This window comes from Dyadobacter frigoris (assembly GCF_005280585.1).
Lineage (GTDB): Bacteria > Bacteroidota > Bacteroidia > Cytophagales > Spirosomataceae > Dyadobacter > Dyadobacter frigoris.
In genome coordinates, this window is record NZ_SZVO01000011.1 from 174,066 (window position 1) to 196,460 (window position 22,395).

16 protein-coding genes are annotated in these 22,395 nt (G+C 40.2%); 12 read left to right on the forward strand and 4 right to left on the reverse strand.

The genetic code is table 11. The annotated features are described in order from the left end of the window. Window positions 1-32: 32 nt before the first annotated feature. The gene (locus tag FDK13_RS22785) at window positions 33-5,417 is read right to left on the reverse strand and encodes a S8 family serine peptidase (protein WP_137342315.1); all 5,385 of its coding nucleotides are present in this window, start codon (window positions 5,415-5,417) and stop codon (window positions 33-35) included. Between the two features lie 328 nt (window positions 5,418-5,745). On the opposite strand from FDK13_RS22785, the gene FDK13_RS22790 reads away from it, so the two are divergent. The 3 genes from FDK13_RS22790 to FDK13_RS35530 all read left to right on the forward strand — a co-directional run bounded on the left by FDK13_RS22790 (window position 5,746) and on the right by FDK13_RS35530 (window position 7,326). Next, a complete protein-coding gene (locus FDK13_RS22790) occupies window positions 5,746-6,519 on the forward strand; it encodes a shikimate dehydrogenase family protein (protein ID WP_137342412.1) in 774 nt (257 codons plus the stop codon). A gap of 93 nt (window positions 6,520-6,612) precedes the next feature. Further along, the gene (locus FDK13_RS22795; protein WP_137342316.1) at window positions 6,613-7,140 is read left to right on the forward strand and encodes a hypothetical protein; all 528 of its coding nucleotides are present in this window, start codon (window positions 6,613-6,615) and stop codon (window positions 7,138-7,140) included. A gap of 9 nt (window positions 7,141-7,149) precedes the next feature. After that, entirely contained in the window at window positions 7,150-7,326 is a 177-nt protein-coding gene (locus FDK13_RS35530) for a hypothetical protein (protein ID WP_170982885.1), read from the forward strand. On the opposite strand, the gene ribD is transcribed toward FDK13_RS35530, so the two are convergent. Next, window positions 7,323-8,390, reverse strand: coding sequence for a bifunctional diaminohydroxyphosphoribosylaminopyrimidine deaminase/5-amino-6-(5-phosphoribosylamino)uracil reductase RibD (gene ribD, locus FDK13_RS22800; protein ID WP_137342317.1), 1,068 nt, complete (start codon window positions 8,388-8,390; stop codon window positions 7,323-7,325). The genes FDK13_RS35530 and ribD overlap by 4 nt on opposite strands. 93 nt (window positions 8,391-8,483) lie before the next feature. Here ribD and prmC point away from each other — a divergent pair, with 93 nt between their 5' ends. Both prmC and FDK13_RS22810 read left to right on the forward strand, forming a co-directional pair. Next, window positions 8,484-9,347, forward strand: coding sequence for a peptide chain release factor N(5)-glutamine methyltransferase (gene prmC, locus FDK13_RS22805; RefSeq protein WP_137342318.1), 864 nt, complete (start codon window positions 8,484-8,486; stop codon window positions 9,345-9,347). Between the two features lie 188 nt (window positions 9,348-9,535). Further along, window positions 9,536-10,489 carry an AAA family ATPase gene (locus tag FDK13_RS22810; RefSeq protein WP_137342319.1) on the forward strand — a complete coding sequence of 318 codons (954 nt, stop codon included), beginning with the start codon at window positions 9,536-9,538 and terminating at the stop codon, window positions 10,487-10,489. Window positions 10,490-10,511: 22 nt separating this feature from the next. On the opposite strand, the gene yidD is transcribed toward FDK13_RS22810, so the two are convergent. Next, a complete protein-coding gene (gene yidD, locus FDK13_RS22815; RefSeq protein WP_137342320.1) occupies window positions 10,512-10,721 on the reverse strand; it encodes a membrane protein insertion efficiency factor YidD in 210 nt (69 codons plus the stop codon). A gap of 50 nt (window positions 10,722-10,771) precedes the next feature. On the opposite strand from yidD, the gene lgt reads away from it, so the two are divergent. Then, a complete protein-coding gene (gene lgt, locus FDK13_RS22820) occupies window positions 10,772-11,602 on the forward strand; it encodes a prolipoprotein diacylglyceryl transferase (protein ID WP_137342321.1) in 831 nt (276 codons plus the stop codon). Window positions 11,603-11,696: 94 nt separating this feature from the next. After that, window positions 11,697-12,308 (forward strand): hypothetical protein, encoded by a 612-nt coding sequence (locus FDK13_RS22825; RefSeq protein WP_137342322.1) that lies wholly within the window; start codon window positions 11,697-11,699, stop codon window positions 12,306-12,308. A 133-nt stretch (window positions 12,309-12,441) separates the two neighbouring features. Here FDK13_RS22825 and FDK13_RS22830 read toward each other — a convergent pair whose 3' ends face one another. Next, window positions 12,442-12,981, reverse strand: coding sequence for an RNA polymerase sigma factor (locus FDK13_RS22830; protein WP_137342323.1), 540 nt, complete (start codon window positions 12,979-12,981; stop codon window positions 12,442-12,444). A 611-nt stretch (window positions 12,982-13,592) separates the two neighbouring features. On the opposite strand from FDK13_RS22830, the gene FDK13_RS22835 reads away from it, so the two are divergent. From FDK13_RS22835 to FDK13_RS22855, 5 genes are all read left to right on the forward strand, one after another. Beyond that, complete coding sequence (locus FDK13_RS22835) at window positions 13,593-15,515, forward strand: PfkB family carbohydrate kinase (protein ID WP_137342324.1); 1,923 nt, start codon at window positions 13,593-13,595, stop codon at window positions 15,513-15,515. Continuing rightward, entirely contained in the window at window positions 15,512-17,788 is a 2,277-nt protein-coding gene (locus tag FDK13_RS22840) for a ligand-binding sensor domain-containing protein (protein ID WP_229216173.1), read from the forward strand. Before FDK13_RS22835 ends, FDK13_RS22840 begins: the two co-directional genes overlap by 4 nt. A gap of 61 nt (window positions 17,789-17,849) precedes the next feature. After that, complete coding sequence (locus tag FDK13_RS22845) at window positions 17,850-18,914, forward strand: polysaccharide deacetylase family protein (protein WP_137342325.1); 1,065 nt, start codon at window positions 17,850-17,852, stop codon at window positions 18,912-18,914. A 30-nt stretch (window positions 18,915-18,944) separates the two neighbouring features. After that, window positions 18,945-20,123: a sialidase family protein gene (locus tag FDK13_RS22850; RefSeq protein WP_137342326.1), complete on the forward strand. Its 1,179-nt coding sequence runs from the start codon at window positions 18,945-18,947 to the stop codon at window positions 20,121-20,123. Window positions 20,124-20,160: 37 nt separating this feature from the next. After that, window positions 20,161-22,392: a hypothetical protein gene (locus FDK13_RS22855; protein WP_137342327.1), complete on the forward strand. Its 2,232-nt coding sequence runs from the start codon at window positions 20,161-20,163 to the stop codon at window positions 22,390-22,392. Window positions 22,393-22,395: the final 3 nt, after the last annotated feature.

A 22,395-nucleotide genomic window follows, 5' to 3' on the forward strand; every position in this document is an offset into this window, starting at 1 on the left:
GCTGACAGAACTGGCTTGTGCGTTTTTTAGTTTTAATTTGAAGACTTCATTACCCTGAATACCTCTTTTTTCTTTCCCGCTACAACTTCAAACAAATATAATCCCGGAGAAAACTGCGCGGAACCAAGATTTATCTGATGTTTCTGAATGGATCCGTTGGCAGACAAATTATTTTTTGATGAATATCTTCCGGTCAAATCAATGACATTGACAGAAACCTGCTCACCTGCACTGGCCTGGTATACAATGTTAAAAATATCCTTGGAAGGATTCGGGTAAACCTGCCAGTCAATTTTATTATCAATTACTACGGCAACGGCTCTTGAATACTGAAATGTTTCATCCAGGTCAACCATTTTCAAACGATAATATCTGACGTCCGATTTATTAGCCTCATAATCAACAAAAGAATAATGCTGACCCGATTTAGGACTTCCGTCAGCTAAAACATCTCCAAGTTTTATAAACTGGCCAAGTTTTAAAGCATCATTTCCTTTGGCAACTTCAACTTCAAAATGGCTGAAATTAACTTCTGAGGATGTTACCCATTCGGTTATTACATCCGGAGAGGAATCCGGGCCGTCTTTTTTCCTCGCCGTAAAACTGAGCAATTCAACAGGCAAAGGCGTTACCACGCCCATCGTTTCCTTGCTAAGCCAGAACTCCGATAGATTTTTCACCTTGAATTCTGCATAATAGCCTTTGTCAAAGGGCACCTTTCTTACTTTTGGCGCATTGATAAATAACCAGCCCGAGCTGTTGTTATTGGCAATACTTCCGTCTTCATTCGCATCGTTGCTATCACTGTATTTTGAAATCCCGAGTTCCGTTGCCGATGCCGGTTTTCCGCAACCAGTACAACCCGTGGCAGCGATCAGCTTTTCCGTTTCTGTATCAAGAAAGTAAAAACGTACCGTTACGGAATCAGAAAGAATGTAATTTGCCGGTTTGATGGTGATATTTCTGTTGCCGTAATATTGTCCGTTGGTGATACGAATTGAAGAACCTGAATTCATATACACCCGCACATCGGTAGCTCCCAGATTTTGATTATTTGCATAAACCGAGGCAATTAAAGCTCCATTGGAAGTGTAATTAACCCACTCCTTTTCCCCAGCCGAACTTGCAGCTGCAACCGACATGCTTGATCCATCATAAATACTGTTACGGTTGTCGTAAATGTGAATATCATCAATAGCGATTCCTTCACGCGTGATATCTCCATCGCTTTTCACCACAAAACGCAGGCGTAAATTGGCGCTACCGGCGGGTAAAGCAATCGTCGCAACGTGCCAGCGGGTATAATCCTGTATACTCCAGGCGTTATTATTTGCGTACGTTTTGTTATACCAGTTTGTCCCGATATTGTTTGCACCGAGGCGACGCCAGGTTATTCCGTCCGTCGAATATTCCATGTAAGCAAAGTCGCAGGCTGCTTTTCCGCAATCTTCAAAATCAAGCGCCACATTGAAACTTAAAGTTGGTACTACCATACCGCGTACGTCGAGACATGGTGAATATAAATAGGACGTTTCGTTTACGCTATATGAGCCAGACAAACCGGTTTTCCAAGCTTTGGTGCCGCTGGCAGCACTACTAACTTTTGGAGAAGATGGTGTGCCATACGCCAGCGAAACATTGGTGCCACCGGTATACCAAAATCCGCTTCCCTTTTCAAAATCTTCCAGATAAGGGAAGGAAGAAATAACAGGAGAATTGTACATCTCTGTAATAATTACATCATTTGACCGGTTGGAATCTGACGACAAATCCGTCCAGACTTTTACAATATGCGGCCCGGGACCCGACAAATCCGCGGTTGACTGGAAAGTATAATCAACATTCGTTTTCCCGTTTAAGGACGCGATCGTTTCTGCAATAATGGCGCCGTTATCTATCTGGAATTTTACCGGAATTTGTGAAAGATCGTTGGCTGAGTTATTACGGACTGTAACTTTAACAAGTTCAGAATTTCCCATACCACAACCTCCGACAGGATTGTTCAGGCTAACCAACTGCGCGTCATTTGAAACCTGAAATAGCTGAATATTATCAAAACTGTATCCGGCTCCATTGTACACGTCCGAAACGAGAAGCTTTCCAAATTGTCCCCAACGGATCTGGAAACTTGGAGAAAATATTTTACCATTTGCCGAGAGAATATGACTTATTTCAATATCTGCTGATAATTTGTACGCTTCAGTAACCCCGCTTTGATTCGTAAAAAGATTATACACTTCAATCCAGGCATCGGTATCTTTTCCTCTTATCCAAACTTTATTATCTGCACTGCTGGCTTCTCCGTGGTTTCTGTATCTGAAATTCATCCGAATATCATCCGTCGCAGTATTGAAGGCAGATAAATTAAAAGTAGCATCCAGATAATTCGTATTCCCATCGGCCATGTAACGGTCCGTATCCATTGTAAGCGCCCTGTTTCCTGAATAAGCAACACCGGAATTGACAAAAGTCCGGATGCGCCCGGAAGCCGTACTTCCTGTAAAATCGTATCGGTCCGAACCGGAAAGACCCATTTGTCTGGTAAAATATTCCTGTTGCGGCAGGGCTTCCATATCATCAGAAAAGGGCATCGAAACACTATTGTTGCTTAATTGGGCAAATGTTTTGGTAAGCGAATTATTTGCAACAATTGCATCACCGGCTTTGTTTACGACTACTTTCAATACATAAGATCTGACAGCCGAAAGATCAGCGGTCAAATCAAAAGTATGGTCATAAGTACCTCCGGCGGTAATAACAGGCGAAATAGTTTGCTCTCTTACCAGATTATTATCCAGATAATAACTGACATTGAAGTTTCCATTACTGCTGATATCGTCCAGGTTTTTTATTCTGACCTTAACACTTGTTGAGGCTGATAATTCGGTAGATGTCAATTTTCTTCCTGAAGATACAGGGGTGAGAATTGCATCAATTTTTAAATCATTATCTGAGATCGCTCCCGCACAGCTTCCGCTATCTGGTTTTCTCGACAGCGCAACTCCCCTTCTTCCCGGATTTCCGTTTAAACGTGCTCTAACGCTTACCCAATAAGTTTGGTCCTTTGACAAACCACTGAAGGTATAATTATTATTTGTTGTTGTTGCAACAGAAACCATTTCATCTCCCTGGAGTATCATTACCTCATAATCTGTTGCACCCGGAACTGCATCCCAGTTCATAGCAATATATCCCTCACATTGAACCGGACTTAATGCAGGTGTTGGCACGCCAATAATCGTAAAAGCTTCGCTGACACTAACTTGATTTGTACCGTTCTTAGTAATTTTTACTTTTGCCTGGCTCGTCGTTACAGCAGGAACTGTCCAGCTAAGCTGGCGAAGACTTGCGTCAACAGCCGTATTAATATCAATCCAGGAGGAACCATTATCGACAGAATATTGAACCGAAAATCCGTTTGAATCATTGCCGAAAGAATCCCAGTTGATGTACATCACATCACCATCTTTCACATGCTCATTTCCGATCGGATAAGTAATTGTCGTCTCAATGGGAACGGCGTCATATACGACAAAATATTCCTGTCTTGGATTTTGATTGATTGCGGTCCCTTTAATTGTGATCGTATAATTACCTGCATTTGGTTTATCAATTACAACCTGTTCAATATTGTTGATATGGTCAGCACCGGTTGTTGCAGCGTTATTTACGTTTAAAGGAGCCGCATCTAAAAGTTTTGGCAAGGTCTTTACAGACGATGCATCGGTAACTTCCAGATCCAGGTCATTTACCAGCGTCTGGCTGGAAAGAATTGCTGCGGGAGGATCATTCCAATAAAGCATTACTTTCAACTGCGCAGTATTTTCAGGTACCGCAATAACATGTGTTTTGGAAGAACCATTGGTCAGAGAATCATCCGCATAACTTTTGCTTTCCATCATTTTCACCGAACGCAAGAGATTTACCCAGCCAAAACCGTATTTATAATCCGGCCCTGCATTTCCCTTATCTATTCCTCCATTACAGATCAGCGCTTTCACCAATCCACTTTTCGGAGTTGCGCCGTCATTCAGCTTTCTGAATTGCTGATAGAGCAAGGCAATACTACCGGTAACCGCAGGCGTTGCCATACTTGTACCAGAAGACGTACCATATATATTGGTTGGTATTGTTGATGTAATATTCATTCCCTGCGCAACAATCTCAGGCTTAATACGTCCATCCTTGGCAGGACCTCTGCTTGAACTTTCAGCAATATCACCTTCAAGTGTTGTGTTACCTACGCTGATTATATTTTTTGCAGATTGATATCCTCCTAAAACATTTCCAAAACCGCTTGGAAAAGGACTGCAGGCACTTGTACCACTATTACCCGCCGCAAAAACATTTTGTAAATAAGGCATCTGAAAAGCCTGCTGGTCCAATATCTGGGAATATAAATCATATGTACCAAATGACTCGCAGCTGGTTACATCATTGCCGTACGAATTATTGGTAACAACCATACCATAATCTTTTACGTAAGTTGGCAAATAAGCCAGGATATTAGAAAAATAATGAGCCAGAATCGTCGCCTTTGGGGCATATCCTTTGTACTTTTCATTGACAATCCCTGCTCCGCCAAGGGTTCCCATGACATGCAGACCGTGCGAGCCGCTTACATCCACAGCTTCCCTGTTAATAATCCGGTTTGTAAAATCAACATGTAAAAGCGGATCTGAATTATCTCCAATACCTATTACAACACCTTCTCCATGCAAATTACGATTTCCCGACACAGAAGAACCCAGTACGTTTGCCCGTGCATTTACAGTGCTATGATCATTTATAGGTGTATCTTCCTTCGGAATGGCCTGAACATATTGGACAAACGGCAGCAAAGCCAGCTCACCCAGACGGCTTACAGGTATACGTAATTCCAATACTCCGTAATTCTTAAAAAGATCAGAAGTAATCGAAAAATTTTTATTTCTTAATTCATCAGCAACTTCCTGAAATAAAAATGTTTTGGGAAAACTTACCCAAACATCAACCGTGCCGGCAAGTTTGACTGCGTGCGTAGGAAAATTCCCATTAGCCAGGGAAACCTGCATTTTCTGGCTGGCCGATAATTCAATTACCGATCTTACCCTAACACGCTGTAACGCAGCACTTGAAAGATTCCCTGTGATCGTTGCCGAATAAGCGTTATTAGGAATGTAGTCGAGCAGCTGTATACCATTTTCTTTTAATTCCTTAGTTTCCGCTTCTGTCGGAATTCCTTCAAATTGTATGATGACAAATGACTTCCTGTTAAGCGAAGTCATTTTACGGTTTAATTCAGCAACGCCTGCCACAGAGATATTTTTTTCCGGAGTGAACGATTCGTTCCTCAATAAAAGCCGATACTGCGCAAATGCAGCATTAGAGATAAGCATAACTAATGTAGCAAGGAGGTAGAATTTTTTCAATATCATCAATTTTTAAAGTAGAAGTATTTCAATATATTTTGGAGAATTACTTCTAATGTTAAATAAAAATTAATTAGATACAATATATAGACTACTATTTTTTATTGCCAAAATTTTAGATGTTTAAAAACCATTAAATAAATCCTATGTTTCAGATTTGTTTATTATTTAATTCAGATCCCATCTCATTGAAATGTGTTTTTGTTATTCAAGACAGAGTGAAGTAACTTCGTCGCCTCTAACAGAGAATATTTCAAAAAAACAATTCGTTTCCCACTTCGTAAACTGCTGCTGTTCAACTGAAACAGCGTTTATGATTCCTAATTCTGTACTTATGGATTTATATGGTTTAATAGGTTTCCCCCTTACACATTCTTTTTCCAAGCGTTATTTCTCCGAAAAATTTGTCCGTGAAGGAATTTTGAATTGCAGCTACGATCTTTATGAAATGCCAAAGCTCGAAAACCTCTCCGCATTACTAAAAAGGCATCCGGAATTAAAAGGTTTAAATGTTACAATCCCATACAAACAGGACGTGATACCTTTTCTGGACGATCTGGATGATGCATCTGCTGAGCGAATAGGTGCAGTAAATACCATAAAAGTTTTTGCAGACGGAAGTACAAAAGGCTACAATACAGATTATTACGGATTCAGACAATCCATATCTGAGTGGATGGACCGCCGTGGGGAGGCTTGCTGTAACTTTAAAGCCTTAGTGTTGGGTAATGGTGGTGCGGCACAAGCCGTGAAAACAGCTTTGGAAGATATGAAAACGGAATATGTAATTGTATCAAGACAAAAAAGTGCCGATTCCATTACTTACGAAGAATTGACGCAGGAGATCATGGAAAGCCATCTTCTGATCATTAATACTACACCGCTAGGCACTTTCCCGAATACCGAAACTTGCCCGGAAATTCCATATCAGTTTATTTCCAAAGGCCATTTCATGTACGATTTAGTCTACAACCCTACTACAACGCTTTTCATGAAAAACGGTGCCGCGCAGGGAGCGGTTGTTCACAACGGGTTAAAAATGCTGGAAATGCAGGCGGAAAAAGCATGGGATATCTGGACTTCAGAAGAGGAAATGTGGAGTGTTTAGGAATAAATGGTTTATCGCCACATACCAGTTTAGTAATGCTAATCTTTTCACATACAATTTGTCAATAAAGTCAATTTTTCGTAAATTCATTTAGTGAAAAGAAAGCAATCCAGTCAACTTGATTTCATTGTAGATAAGCTGACAAATTCAATTGAAAACGCCAGGTCAGGTGACAGTTTCCCGACAAGTATTTCTTTATTAACCAGTGAAGAAATTAAAGGAGTTAACAAAAAAAGTGAATGGCGATTTGATTGGCACAATGAGATTAACAGATCGAAAAGGGAAGTTTTTAAATTAACAATTGCAAACAATCCGAAAATAATCCAAGGAATTATTAGTTTAGAGGTAAAGCCAGATCATATTTATATGCACTTGATTGAAAGTGCACCTTTCAATATTGGAAGAGATAAAACTTATTTTGGTGTACCGGGAAATTTAGTAGCATTCGCTTGTCAATATTCATTTCAACATGCTAATGATGGCTATGTCTCATTTATCGCTAAGACAGCTTTAATTAATCATTACATTGACACATTGGGTGCTATTAATGTAAGTGGACATCTTATGGTAATAAATACGAAAACCGCATTAGATCTAATACAAAGATATTTCCAAAACTAGCGTAACATTATGGGACTGATAAAAGAGCCTCTTGAAGTTGATTTTATAGTTGATTCAAGACCATTAACAACAGATGAAGAAACTGCCATTAGTGAGTTTATTAAATCGGATAAAGAAAAAAAATCCTTAGAAACTAATACAAAAGTTTCAGTATTTCATAAAGTTCCGAAGACCGAAAAGGTCTAAGAATTCAAATAATAACTCCACAAATCATCCTGAACCTTTTCAGCACCTGTCAATATTCCCATTGGCAGTGGTGCCTTAATTCCGCTACCGATTGTTTTCAAACTCTGGCATCTTCTTATTTCATCCCACAAACCTGACTCTAAAAACGAAGACAAAACTTTTGCTCCTCCTTCAACCAGCACCGATTGAATACCTCGTTTATGAAGTTTATGAAGAATTTCTTCTATTTCGTTTTCACCCTGAGTTATTTTCAAAAAGGAAATATTAAAATTTTCAGAATATCTTTCCGGAATAGTAACCGGCTCCGTTTCTTTATTATAGTTAACAACAATGGTTGGTTGTACGTTATCGAATAAATTTAAAGAATCCGGAAGTTGAAGATTTCGATCCAAAACAATTCTTACCGGATTTCTTCCTTCCCATTGACGGACATTTAATTTCGGATCATCATTTACCGCCGTATTATATCCAATCAAAATAGCATCTTCTTCCGCCCTCCATTTATGCACTTGCATTCCGGAAAACTCACCACTGATCTGTATCGGTTCTCCGTCTTTTCCTGCCAAAAAACCGTCCGCGGTTTCAGCCCACTTTAAAATAATATAAGGCCGTTTTTTTATAAAACTGGTAAAAAAACGTTTATTTAATTTCAATCCTTCATCAGCTAAAACGTCACAAACCACTTCAATTCCAGCAGAACGTAAAAGTGAAATCCCTCTGCCCGATACCAAAGGATTAGGATCTCCATTGCAGATAACCACTTTTTTGACATTTCTGCTGACCAGCAGATCCGCGCAGGGAGGTGTTTTTCCTGTGTGTGAACAAGGCTCCAACGTAACATACGCAGTCGCCTCAGAGAACAGATGACCATTATTTCTTTTTTCTACGTCCTCAACAGCATGCACTTCGGCATGAGGACCGCCGTATTGCCGGTGCCAGCCTTCTCCGATAATCCGGTCATTATGTACAATCACACATCCGACCATAGGGTTTGGACTGACACTTCCACGACCATATTCTGCAAGCAATAATGCCCGCTGCATCCACTTGATATCCTCGTTCATTTGACAAAAATACAAACCTCGTTTCAAACTCAACTTTCGTGAGTTCTTATAATTTGCTAACTTTCCGACATCAGAATAAAAAATCAACTAAAAATGACTTCGGCTCGTCAGTTATATCAACATATTGTTAGTGGAATTAAAGTTTATCCGCCCAAAGAAACCCAGGCCATAGCGTTCATGCTTCTGGAACATTATATGCGGTTAAGAAACATCGATGTTCTCGTTGATCGTCCTGTTCCTGAAAATACTGCGCAGCCTGACTGGGAGGGAATTATTGAACGATTAAACAATAATGAACCTGTTCAGCATATTATAGGATCAACAGAATTTTGCGGACTTGAATTCCGCGTTTCATCATCGGTTTTAATACCTCGCCCGGAAACAGAAGAACTGGTTCAAATGGTAACGCGCGATTATGCCGAACCCGACAAAGATGTTTCCATTCTTGACATAGGTACCGGTAGCGGCTGTATTGCTATTGTTCTGGCACGTTTTCTTCCGCATGTTACTGTTCACGCCTGGGATGTTTCGGATGAAGCACTTTCTGTGGCGCGTGAAAATGCAAGACAACTCATTGCAGATGTGCAGTTTGCAAAGCAGGATATGCTTAATGTAACATTTCCATTGCCCGGAAATATTATTAAATTCGACTGTCTGGTAAGTAATCCACCTTACGTAACATACTCGGAAGCGGAAACCATGCGCCCGAATGTACTTCGTTTTGAACCACATGAAGCACTTTTTGTAGAAGATAGCGACCCGCAATTATTCTATAAAGCCATTGCTGATTTTGGAATTCATCATCTTAAAACCGGCGGAAAATGTTACGTGGAAATCAACGAACATTTTGGTGCAGGAACAAAACAGGTTTTTGAAGAAAGAAATTATAAGCAAGTCGAAATTCTTCGCGACATTCACGGAAAAGACAGATTTGTGCGTGCGGTTTGGGATAAATAATCAAACTGTAATAAAAAATTGAGTCAGCAAATAGTGCGGTACAAATCCCGAAGGGATGACATTATTATAGGGTGATCTGACCTGGCAACCAACAAACCCCGAAGGGGTGACATAGGATTATCAACCAACTGTCAATAACAAAAAATTCTTTGCTAAACCCCGGAAATCCGTGGTAAAATAAACACTACATGTATTTAGAAAAAGTAAAAGAAGTACTTGACGAAATGAAAAAGGTAGTGGTTGGGCAGGATAGACTGCTTAACAGATTACTTATCGGACTTTTTACCGGCGGGCATATTCTCCTGGAAGGTGTTCCCGGGCTAGCCAAAACGCTTACGATCAACGTAATGGCAAAAGTGCTGCAACTGGATTTTCGCCGCATACAGTTTACCCCCGATTTATTACCGGCCGATTTGATTGGTACAATGATCTACAAGCCAAAAATCGGAGATTATGAAGTTAAAAAAGGACCCATTTTTTCCAATATTATTCTGGCTGATGAAGTGAACCGTTCTCCTGCAAAAGTGCAGTCCGCGCTTTTGGAAGCAATGCAGGAAAAACAGGTTACAATTGGCGACCAGACTTATTTGCTCGACAAACCGTTTGTTGTACTCGCCACACAAAATCCGGTTGAACAGGAAGGAACTTATCCCTTGCCGGAAGCGCAGATTGACCGGTTTATGATGAAAGTCTATGTGGATTATCTTAATAAAACCGAAGAACTGGAAGTAATGCGTAGAATGTCAAATATCAATTTTGACTATAAGATCAAACCGATCCTGAATAAGGAAGATCTTTTTGCTATTCGTGAAAATGTAAATAATGTAAATATTTCAGAAACGCTGGAACGTTATATTATTGAACTTGTTTTTGCAACCCGTCGGCCTTTGGATTATGGTTTAAGAGATGAAGCGCGGTATATTCAGTTTGGTGTTTCTCCACGTGCGACGATTTATCTAAACAGAGCTGCAAAAGCACTTGCTTATCTGGAAGGCCGTGATTATGTTTTACCTGAAGATATTAAAGAGTTGGCTCCAGATATCATGAACCACCGGATTTTATTGAATTATGAAGCGGAAGCGGATGGCGTAAAAACTACGACGATCATTGATTCAATATTGAGGAAAGTGGCAATTGGGTAATTATTAAATTTCTAAAAATAAATCAGGGCACCGGATCATGTCCGTGACCTCCCCAGGGATGGCATCTTGAAAACCGTTTCAATCCCATCGGAACACCTTTCAAAACACCATATTTTGTAATGGCCTGAATCATATATTGTGAACAGGTAGGCGTATAACGGCAGGAATTGGGTAGATACGGTGATAAAACACCTTGATAAATTCGTACCAGGCCAATGAGTAAAAATTTCATTTTGCTTCGTTGTGTAAAGTATTATCTTTGACAATTAACATCATAAACGCATGATTTCCTATATAATTTGGGACGTTAATCCCGAAATCTTTACAATCCCTCAAACTTTGGGCTTCGGCCCCTTTCCCGTTCGTTGGTATGGTCTTTTCTTCGCTGCCGGTTTTTTAATCGGGCAACAAATTATGATTCATATTTTCAAAAAAGAAAGAAAACCACTTGAAGATATTGATGCACTGACTTTATATATGGTCATTTCTACCGTTGTTGGTGCGCGAGTGGGACATTTCCTTTTTTATGAACCCGAAGTGCTGTTTAAAAATCCTTTGGAAGTGATATTACCGCCTTATGCAGGTTTGGCCAGTCACGGTGCTGTAATTGGTATTATCACAGGATTGTTCCTCTATTCCCGAAGCAGAAAAGCCACAGGGCAAACTTTTTTGTGGATCGCAGACCGCATGGTTATTTTAGTTGCGCTTGCAGGTTCGTTCATTCGCTTTGGAAACCTGATGAATTCTGAAATTGTGGGACGTCCAACCGATCTGCCTTGGGGATTTATTTTCATGAAAAACACCGAATTTTTGCAAATCCCAAGACATCCGGCTCAGCTTTACGAATCCATTTCCTGTTTCATTCTTTTCTTCATTTTACTTGGGTTATGGAATAAATTCAAGGAAAACACGCCACGTGGACTTTTAGTCGGTGTCTTTTTCGTTTGGGTATTTACGTTAAGGTTCCTGTATGAATTTTTAAAAGAAAACCAGGAAGCTTTTGAAGCAAATTATGCACTGAACATGGGTCAAATCCTTAGTATCCCTGTTGTTATTCTTGGCCTGTATTTTATCATACAATCCAGAAAAAACGCGTTACAAAAAATAGGGTAATAAACTGAAACGAGTAGTTAATTGCGTGATTGCCAAACAGAATAGTTTTTTTGTTAAATTGCATTTATCCCGAATATTTTATAAACCTACTCGTATGAAAAACAGATTTATTTTATCCCTGGCTCTTGTATCAGTGCTCTTCCTTTCTGGTTGCGGAGGCAAAAAAGAAGAGGAAGAGGAAAAAGAAGCACCTGCCAATGCAGTGGAAGCTTTGCAGCAGTTTGCCGACAAAGCAAAAACGATGCAAAACAAAGAGGCCGTTGACCCGGTTGATTTTCGCAAACTGAAAGAATTGTTACCAGAAAAAGCTGAAGGAATGAGCAGAACCGAAGCAACCGGCGAAAAAAACGGGGCAATGGGTTTTACAATTTCCAGAGCAGAAGCAAAATATAGCGGCGACGGTGACGCATCAGCACATGTCGAAATATTTGATACTGGCGGTGTAGCAGGCGTTGCCACAATGGCTTTGGCTGCATGGACCATGGCTGATATCGACAAGGAAACTGCGACAGGCTATGAAAAAACCACGAAACTGGAAGGATATAAAGGATATGAAAAATACGATAACCAAAATAAATCAGGAGAATTGAACGTATTGGTTGCTGACAGATTTGTTGTTAACGTCAATGGAAATAACCTTTCTGTTGACCAGCTTAAAAGTATTTTAAGTGCAATAGATCTTGATAAACTTTCGGGTTTGAAATAAATTTACTTTTATGTAATCATAAAAAAAGGAGCCTTTCGGCTCCTTTTTCGGGTTTAGGATCTGGTGTAGAGTTATCGGGGTATAATGATGGTAAGGCAATACTTAAAGAACGGGTTATATAAAGTTCTAAAATTCATACGGCAGCAAAATCCACCTTTTCTCTTAATATCTGCTTAGCCTTGACAAGCTGATTTTTCACTGTATTTTTTGAAATTCTAAGAAATTCTGCAATTTCCTGATACGATTTTCCTTCCTCGATATTTAAACGAAGGATTTGCTTCCTTTTCAAAGACAAGGATTCAACGGCTGTCTGTACCATAAAAATACGTCTTTCCTTTTCTTCCTTTTCGTCATCCACAGAAGCCTTCATTATTTCCATGTATTGCTTGCGCAAAAATTCACTTTTTTCCATTTTCTTGAAATGATCAAACGCCATGTTTCTGAGACAAGTGAATAAATAGGAATTAAAATTCAGGTCCGGTTTGATCTGCTCTTTCTTCAGCCAAATTTTCACAAATACATCCTGCAGCATATTTTCAGCCTCCTCTTCATCTTTCAGAAGTGAGATAGAAAACCGTAATGCGGGTACCTTGTAATAATTGTAAAGTTCAGCAAAAGCGGCTTCATCGCCTTGCGTTACTTTGAGCAGAGTTTTTTCGTCAGGATAGGCCACGTTCGTAAAAGTTTATGTCAAGGAAACTGGGTCAGGATTAAAACCAAAATTGGTCTAATTTAAAGTTCATTATTTAGTTAATTTTATTCTCAAATTAATATTATTTTCAATATTTGAAATTTTATTGAATAAATCGAACTCAATTAATAACCTAAAAACCGTGTATTATGAAATAAAATATGTTGAAACACTATATTAACAATTGTATGTTTTGCAATTATAATCTTATATAATGTTTTGTATTGATGAAGCCCGTAGAATTATGATGATAAATTTACGGTGCGATTTTACAATTGATATCGCAACTTGCGTAAATATATCTTCATTTTGCGCAAAATAGATTTATTTAATAATTCCGTAATAATAATTTCTCAAAAAGGCCACAAATGCTCAGGATCAGACTGTTTTTAGTCTGAAAAAATATTTTTATTTAGTTATTTTTTGATTTTTAAAAAGAAAAACAAAGTGGAAAAATACCAGTGTTCCGAATAAAAAATCACTACCTCCCGGATAGTCCAACCTATTATATGCAGAGTATATATTGATAACCCGTATGGTGCTAAAATATATTCAAAAAATTAAATTCCTAAACATAACAATCTGCCTGACCAATGGATCAAAATAGAATTGAAAATATTCTGGAAAAAATTTCTAATGTTAAAATTGCGGTTTATGGTGACTATTGCCTGGATTCTTACTGGATCATCGATGAACGAGGTTCTGAGATTTCTGTTGAAACGGGACTAAAAACACAAGCGGTGGCCCGGCATTATTATACGCCTGGTGGCGCCGGAAATGTTGTTGCCAATCTTTCAGCGCTGAATCCTGCCAAAATCAAGGTAATCGGTGCTATTGGAAATGATATTTTTGGACGGGAATTAAATACTCAGTTACAAGTTTTGGGCGCCGATACATCTTCACTTTTTGTACAACAAGATAATTTCAATACCTATAGTTATTTAAAACGCCTTATCGACGGGCAGGAAGAGCCGAGAATCGATTTCGGTATTTTCAATGAACGCAGTACTGATACGGATGAAAAAATATTGGAAGCCATAGAAAATGCATTAATTGAATACGACGCTGTTATTTTCAACCAGCAGGTTACCGGCAGTATCAACAATGAATCATTCATTGAACGGGCTAACGAGCTTTTTGAAAAATACAGCGACAAAATCGTCATGCTGGATTCGCGTCATTTTAATGACCGTTTCAAAAATACTTTACTGAAAGCAAATGACCGTGAAATTGCATCGCTTTCGGGTGTTCAGGTTAATCCTGACGAAGTTATTCCCGCCGGTGATGTTAAGAAATATGGGAAGGCGGTTTTTGACAAAACAAATAAACCTGTGTTTGTAACATCCGGCGAACGTGGAATCCTGGCTTTCGATGAAAATGGTGTCTATAAAATTCATGGATTACAACTAAAAAGTAAATTGGATACTGTTGGCGCAGGAGACACCACGATCAGCGCACTTACCCTATGCCTGGCTGCTGGCATTCCGGCAGATGAAGCAGCTGAGTTTGCCAATTTGGCTGCGGCAGTAACAGTCCAAAAATTATATACAACAGGAACTGCAACCGGCGAGGAAATTATTAAAATAAGCAACGAGCCCGATTACATCTATAACGCCGACCTCGCAGAAAATGAACGGCAGGCAGTATATGTTCCTGAAACGGAATTTGAATTGTGCGGTCCTGAAGTGATGGATCGACTTGGACATATCCGTTATGCCGTTTTTGATCATGACGGCACGATCAGTTCGATGCGCCAGGGATGGGAAGAAATTATGGAACCAGTCATGATGAAATCGATCCTGGGCAACCAGTATGACACCATCGACTCCGGGACTTTCCATAAAGTATTGGAAAAGGTGAAAGATTTCATCCAGAAAACGACCGGCATCCAAACCATTTTCCAGATGGAAGGATTGGTTAATCTGGTGCGCGAATTCGGTTATGTACCCGAAAATGAAATTCTGGATAAGTTTCAATATAAAGAAATCTATAATGACGGTCTGATGGAAATGGTGAACAAGCGTATGCAAAAGCTTGAAGCCGGAGAATTAAGCCAAAGCGACTTCATTATGAAAGGTGCCGTTGATTTTCTTTATGAGTTAAAAGAACGCGGCGTCACCATGTATCTGGCCAGCGGAACTGATGCCGAAGATGTGCGACATGAAGCAGAAATGCTGGGTTATGCACATCTTTTTAACGGCGGAATTTATGGCGCATTAAAGGATTATACCAAGTTTTCTAAAAAGATGATTATTGAAAAAATCATTCGTGACAATAATCTTAGAGGAAACGAACTGGCCGTTTTTGGTGACGGTCCTGATGAAATCCGTGAAGGTCGCCGCGCCGGAGGTGTGTCTGTTGGAATAACCAGTAATGAATTGCAGCGTTTCGGACATAATCCTGCAAAACGTCCCCGCCTTGTCCGCGCAGGAGCACAATTATTGATTCCTGATTTTTCACAGCATAAGAAATTGATTTCCTTGTTGTTCCAGGAAAATGTTGATTACGCTTCATGAAAATGTTAAACGCAGGGTTTGGGGAGTTTTGGCGCGGAGTTTCGGAAGTTTGTGTTAAGAGTTTGTTTTTGAGTTTTTTGGTTGTTTTTTCCTGTGGAAAAAAAAGTGGCTCTGGCGACGATTCTGTTTATCAGGACAAAGCTTTCTGGCAGGAATATCATGAAGGTTATTCTGTTGGAAATTCTCCGGAAGAAAATGATGTTCGAAGCATAGCAATTGATGCTGAATCGAATGTGTGGATTGCTGCGGGTGCAGGGATTTTTCAGAAAAAGAAAGATTCTACTATCTGGAATTCTTTGCTTCCTGAAAATGAAATGGGGCCTTCTTTCGCCGTTTTTGCTGAAAATAAGACAGTCTGGCTTGGAACCTGGAACGGACTTTTGCGTTATCAAAATAATAAACTGGAACAGATTACCGGGCCGAGAGGTCCGGTTTCTGCTATTTGTAAGACTCTCGACGGACTTTATGTTTTGGGCCCAAATGGTTTTTGGTTTGATAATGGAAAAGGTTTTGTCAAAATAAAAACGATTCTTCCAAAATCAATCCGTGATGTTATTTCTGATCAGGCGCATGGTCTATGGATTGCTACCGATGTGGGTTTATATCACTGGACTGGAAAAGAAACAAAACATTTTTATAAGCCAAAAGAACTGCTCAGCGGTTATGTTAAAGGTCTTGCGATTGATGCTGACCAAAAATTATGGGCCGGAGGACTGGGCGGCGTAACGATCCGTAATGGGGAAGAAGCGGAAAAAACTTTACAACCAGAAAATGGAATTCCATCGGTTTATGTGACGGCCCTGAAATACGCCCCGGATAGTACCATGTGGGTCGGCACGCAAACGGGCGTTGTTCGTTATCAACCGGATGGCTCACATTCGCTGCGTTTCAGCAGACGCTGGCTGATGGATGACCAGGTAAATGATATTGCTTTTGATAAAGATGGAAATGCCTGGATTGCGACACCAAAAGGCGTTAGTGCGATCAAAAAGAAGAAAATGACCTTGGCACAAAAACAGGATTTCTTTAACGATGTTTTGATGAAACGCCACATTCGTGCGCCGTGGATCGCCGGCCAATGTCATCTTACCGTACCGGGAGATACTACATCATGGCTTCCCGAGGATGATGACAATGATGGAGAATATACCGGAAATTATCTGGCCATGGAAAGTTTCAGGTACGCGGCCACTAAAAATCCGGAAGCAAAGGAAAATGCAAAAAAAGCTTTTGGCTTTTTGAAATTATTGCAGGAAGTAACAGATACGGATGGATTTTTCGCCAGAACGATTGTTCCGGCAGACAGGAAAAACGTACACGACGGCAACCGGATATTTACTAAAAGACAATTGGCTGACGAGCTTGTAAAAGAGCCGCGTTTCAAACCAGTCGAAGTGCGCTGGCATAAGTCAAAAGATGGAAAATGGCTTTGGAAAGGTGATACGAGCAGCGATGAAATGTGCGGACATATGTTCGGTTATTATTTTTACTATACGCTTGTTGCTGATGAAAATGAAAAGAAAATTATTGGCAGACACGTTGCCAGGATTGTTGATTATTTGATGAAGCACAATCTTGATCTCGTGGATGTGGATGGAAAACCAACCCGCTGGTCAGTTTGGTCGCCGGATAAGCTGAACCGTGACCCGGAATGGCTCCCGGACAGAAACCAGAATTCGATGGAAATGCTGAGTTTTCTTTTACTCGCACATCATATGACAGGCGATGAAAAATATCAGAAAGAATATTTGCGCCTGATTGAAAAGGAAAATTACCTTAAAAATATGTCGGAAGTTACCAACCAGAATCCTGCCTGGTTCATTTATTTCGATGTTGTGCTACAAGCTTACCTCTACCCGATTCTTGTCCATTGTGAAAAAGATCCGGAACGTCTCGCGTTTTACAAAACGCATTTGGAACGGTGGTTTGAAAAAAGAAAAGGTGATCATAATCCATTGATCAATTTCATCTATTGTTATAGTACCAATAAAAAAACGGAACTGAAAAATTCCGTTGACTTCCTGATCGACACACCGCTGGATCTGGTGGACTGGCACATTGATCATAGCAAAAGAGAAGACCTGAAAATTGTAAGAAAACCTGTTTTGGAAGATGTTCAGGTGGATGTGATGCAGCCTGCAAGTATCCGGATGACCGTAAGATGGGACAAAAACCCCTGGACGGCAACCGGCGGCGATCCTGCAACCGAAAGAGAGCCTGTCTTCTGGCAGCTGCCCTACTGGATGGGAAGATACCTGGGAATGATAAAATGATTTTTTTATTAGTCCCTTACCACAAAAATGTAGTATACCTTCAAACAGACTTCTAACAAAAATGAAAAACAGAGCGTCGTTATTCCTGTTGTTTATCCTGATACCTTTTATTACGGTTAAGATCAGGGCACAGTCGACCCAGACTTATGCTGAAAAACTGGGCTGGCCGAAAGGTGCAAAAGTTATCATTTTTCATGTGGATGATGCCGGTATGTCCTATTCATCCAATCAGGGCGCTATCAAATCCATTGAAAACGGTATTGCAACTTCTTGCAGCATCATGATGCCCTGTCCGTGGGCGGCAGCTTTTACAAAGTATGCGGTAAAAAATCCGAAAATGGATGCCGGTTTACATCTTACGCTAACCTCTGAATGGCAGGAATATCGCTGGCCGCCACTTGGAGGCATTGCACATTCGCCGGGACTGGTTGATGACGAAGGTTGTATGTGGCATGAAGTTGAACAGGTCGTTAAAAATGCAAACGCAGATATTGTAGAACAGGAAATCCGTGCGCAAGTAGAAAGAGCTTTAAAAATAGGTTTGAAACCCACGCACCTGGATTCACATATGGGAACATTGTTTGCCCACGGTCCCTTTTTGGAAAGGTATATCAAAGTCGGGATGGAATATGGAATTCCGGTAATGTTTCCCGGCGGAAATAACAAACTGCTCATCGAATGCCTGAATGCTCCGGTTATCAAAAAATTAAAGGCAGAAGGGAAATGGAAAGAAGGCACCAAACTTCCGGAACCTGCCATTACAAAAGAATCAAAAGCCGTTGGAGAAAAAATCTGGAATGCCGGATTACCGGTTTTGGATGATTTATATACAAACAGCGGCGAATGGAAACCCGAAGGAAATAATGTTACTCCTGAACAATGGGGAAAATACAAAGCCATGAAATTTAAAGAAACCCTCGGTAAAATGCAGCCGGGCGTTGCGATGATGATCGTTCACAGCAGCGATATTACGGATGCCTTCAAACACATCAGCGCTTCCGGCGGGTCACGTTATGCGGATATGCTTTCGATGTTAGATCCGGATCTGAAAGCTTATATAAGATCGGAAGGGATCATTTTGACTACCTGGAAAGAAATGCTGGAAAGGCGGAAGAATGCAAAGTAGCACAGTACCAATAATTTGTTTAAACCAATAATGAAAGTTCAGTTATATTTTTTTCTTTTTTTCCTGATAACGCAGGTAAGTAAAGCACAGATTTCGCCGGTTATTCAGCAAACATTAATTTTTCCACAGCAGACAAAACATGTTCACGGAAGTAGTATTGTCAGTTTACCCAATGGAGATTTTTTGACAGCCTGGTTTCAGGGAAGTGGTGAACGGAGCGCGGATGATGTTAAAATTATGGGCGCAAGACTAAAAAAAGGAGAAAAAGTATGGAGCGAACCGTTTTTGATGGCCGATACCCCTTTGATTCCGGATTGTAATCCTGTTTTATTTTTGAACAGCAAAGGAAAACTTTTTCTTACCTGGATCGCCGTTCAGGCTAATCTTTGGGAGCAATCGATTGTCCGGTTTAAAACATCAACAGATTTTAACAAAAGCGGTGCACCAATCTGGAACTGGCAGGATAATATTCTTTTGAAACCGGATAAAAGATTTGAAGAAGAGGTCGCTGCGAAATTTAAGGACCTTCCTGAATATGCTGCTGGCTGGGCGGGTTATGCACCCAAATATGATGATATGATTGTTGAGGCTAGTAAAAATGTGCCGAAAAGAAGTATAGGTTGGATGACACGTATCAAACCGCTTATTCTGGAAAACGGCAGAATTGTTTTGCCGCTTTATTCTGATGGTTTTAATTTTTCCATAATGGCTATTTCTGATGATAACGGTGAAAGCTGGCATCCCGGCTTACCCATTGTTGGTCGCGGCCCGATTCAGCCTGCTTTGGCAAAAAAGAAAAATGGCAATCTGGTAGCACTCATGCGTGACAGCGGCGACGAGCCGACTCGCGTTCATTTCAGCGAATCTTCAGATAAAGGTGAAAGTTGGAAGGCGACCATTAAAACGGATATTCCCAATACCGCCAGCGTGGAACTGCTGGTTCTCAATGACGGAAAATGGGCTTTTCTGGGAAATGATATTGACGACGGACGTTATCAGCTAAGTCTGAGAATTTCCGATGATGAGGGAAAAACCTGGAAATGGAAAACTTTTATTGAAAATGACTTATCCAAAAAAGGCGGTTACTCCTACCCTTCGCTCATTCAAACTGCTGATGGTTTATTGCATATGACGTATTCATACCATCCCGAAAAAGATAAAAAATCGATTAAATATGTTGTGGTTGACTTAAAAAAACTGGTCAACTAAACATAAGACAGCAATTATTAAACTTTATTTTGACCTTATGCGTAAGCCCTTTTATTTATCACTCCTCCTGCTTTGTGCTGCTTTAATTTTTTATTCGTGCAGTAAATCGTCGATGAAACAGCCTGTTCACGAAGACAAACCTTTCCTTCAGGATTACAGCATTAAATATTATTCTGATACGACAAAATTAAATCTACTGGCTGCTTATTCAGACAGAAACGGCGTAATCCAGATTCTTTCAAAAGAGGGATTACAACATCCCCATGATGGACAATTTCTGTATCACGGTTCGATAGAAGCTGACAATTCGTATCGTTTCATGAAATCCAAGAAAATTTCTGCAACGGGTGTTTATGACAAACAACTTGTTTATTTGAGCGATTCTGTGGTTTTCAGCAATGCGTGGGCAGGAACATTATTTTCAAAACATACCTTACCGGGTGCCAAACTTTTTGCTGGTGGAAAAGATTTTACGTTTCTGGTTTCCGATGGAAAATTGTTACAACTTATCAAGGATTCAAAAAATCTTTATAGCGGAGCTTTACCGGATGACGAAACAATTTCGATACGTTATCAGGAAAATACAGGTGATTTCTGGATTCTTGGAAAGAAAACTTTGTATGTTTTATCATCTGGCAATGTATTGACAAAGGCTTTTGACGGTGCGAATTTTACTTCGTTTGACGTTGTCAGTAATGGCAAAAAAATTGTCATCGGTACAACAGACGGTTTTATTGAATTTGATCCTGTCGCTAAAAAACAAGTTGGAACAATCAATAAAAAACTTCCGGCAACGAATATAACTTTTGTGCAGGAAGTAAACAGAAAAGTTTGGTTTGGATCGGATCAGGGTGCATTTGCACTTCGGGCCGATAACAAGTTTGATTATTATTATGGCGAACGCTGGCTGCCGGGAAATAAAGTAATCCACATTTCCGAAGGTCCGGAAAATTCAGTTTTGGTATTGACAACGGCTGGTTTGGGACAAATTGCATTCAAAGAAATGACCCTTCAGGATAAGGCTGTTTATTACGAAGAACAAGTTCGTTTAAGACATATTCGTAATGGATTCAACGCTTCGCTGGATGGTATGGAAAAAGGAAATCTTTCAACAGGTTATATGTCCGATTCTGATAATGACGGACTTTGGACAACCATGTATTTGGGCGGAGAAATTTTCCGTTACGCTGCTACCAAAGATTCTGTTGCGCTGCAAAATTGCCGTGAGTCACTGGATGCTATTGAACGTTTGTATACCGTAAATCCTGTTCCCGGTTTTCCCGCACGGTCTTTTGAGCGTAGTGGGCATAAAGAAAGTCTTTCAGATTCGGATCGCTGGCAGCCATCTCCTGAAAAGGAATGGACATGGAAATCAACTACCAGCAGTGATGAAATTATCGGTCACGTTTTTGCCTTTGGCGCCATAGCAGAACTGATCGATGACGAGCCGATGAAGAAAAAAGCGATTATGCTTTTGGATACGGTTATGTCTCATATTGTCAAAAACGATATGTATCTGGTTGATTTTGATGGAAAACCGACGATGTGGGGAAAATGGAATCCTAAATATGTCAACTCATTTCCTACCAATGTTGGCGACAGAAAATTGAATTCTTCCAATATTGTTTCGATGCTGCAAACGGCTTATCATTTTACCAAAAAGGAAAAATATAAAGCCAAAGCATTTGAACTGATGAATAAATACGGCTACTACGAAAACATGATGCGCCCGATGAGTGAAATCGGAAAGGCACCCGCCAATGCTGACGAACACGCCAAACACATGTCGGACGGCTGGAACCATTCGGATGATGAAATGTATTTTATCGGGTACTGGGGATTGTATCGCTATCCTTTCAATGATACTTTGAAAACCGCTTACAAAAAGCAAATTCTTGATCACTGGCAAGTAGAACGACCGGAAAAAGAAGGTGCCTGGAATATATTTACTGCTTTAACCGGTACAGATGAATTTGATTTGAAAGAAGCAGTCTGGTATTTGCAGGAATATCCGTTGGATATGATCAACTGGTCAATCAAAAACAGTCATAGAAAAGATATTGATCTGATCGAACCTAACTTTCGCAAACAGACAACAAAAGAAGTTTTACCTCCTGACGAAAGACCTGTAAAACGTCACAACAGCAATACTTTTGATCTGGATCGTGACGGCGTAGGTGGTACTTCCGAAGAAAGCGCCGGCGATATCTGGCTTTTGCCTTACTGGATGGGAAGATATTTGGGCGTGATCAGCGCACCAGCAAAATAACCG

What these genes read in the sequence shown, in the direction of transcription:
- FDK13_RS22785 (WP_137342315.1), bottom strand. Translation starts at nt 5,417, where the DNA reads ATGATATTGAAAAAATTCTACCTCCTTGCTACATTAGTTATGCTTATC.
- FDK13_RS22790 (WP_137342412.1), top strand. Translation starts at nt 5,746, where the DNA reads ATGGATTTATATGGTTTAATAGGTTTCCCCCTTACACATTCTTTTTCC.
- FDK13_RS35530 (WP_170982885.1), top strand. Translation starts at nt 7,150, where the DNA reads ATGGGACTGATAAAAGAGCCTCTTGAAGTTGATTTTATAGTTGATTCA.
- ribD (WP_137342317.1), bottom strand. Translation starts at nt 8,390, where the DNA reads ATGAACGAGGATATCAAGTGGATGCAGCGGGCATTATTGCTTGCAGAA.
- prmC (WP_137342318.1), top strand. Translation starts at nt 8,484, where the DNA reads ATGACTTCGGCTCGTCAGTTATATCAACATATTGTTAGTGGAATTAAA.
- FDK13_RS22810 (WP_137342319.1), top strand. Translation starts at nt 9,536, where the DNA reads ATGTATTTAGAAAAAGTAAAAGAAGTACTTGACGAAATGAAAAAGGTA.
- yidD (WP_137342320.1), bottom strand. Translation starts at nt 10,721, where the DNA reads ATGAAATTTTTACTCATTGGCCTGGTACGAATTTATCAAGGTGTTTTA.
- lgt (WP_137342321.1), top strand. Translation starts at nt 10,772, where the DNA reads ATGATTTCCTATATAATTTGGGACGTTAATCCCGAAATCTTTACAATC.
- FDK13_RS22825 (WP_137342322.1), top strand. Translation starts at nt 11,697, where the DNA reads ATGAAAAACAGATTTATTTTATCCCTGGCTCTTGTATCAGTGCTCTTC.
- FDK13_RS22835 (WP_137342324.1), top strand. Translation starts at nt 13,593, where the DNA reads ATGGATCAAAATAGAATTGAAAATATTCTGGAAAAAATTTCTAATGTT.
- FDK13_RS22840 (WP_229216173.1), top strand. Translation starts at nt 15,512, where the DNA reads ATGAAAATGTTAAACGCAGGGTTTGGGGAGTTTTGGCGCGGAGTTTCG.
- FDK13_RS22845 (WP_137342325.1), top strand. Translation starts at nt 17,850, where the DNA reads ATGAAAAACAGAGCGTCGTTATTCCTGTTGTTTATCCTGATACCTTTT.
- FDK13_RS22850 (WP_137342326.1), top strand. Translation starts at nt 18,945, where the DNA reads ATGAAAGTTCAGTTATATTTTTTTCTTTTTTTCCTGATAACGCAGGTA.
- FDK13_RS22855 (WP_137342327.1), top strand. Translation starts at nt 20,161, where the DNA reads ATGCGTAAGCCCTTTTATTTATCACTCCTCCTGCTTTGTGCTGCTTTA.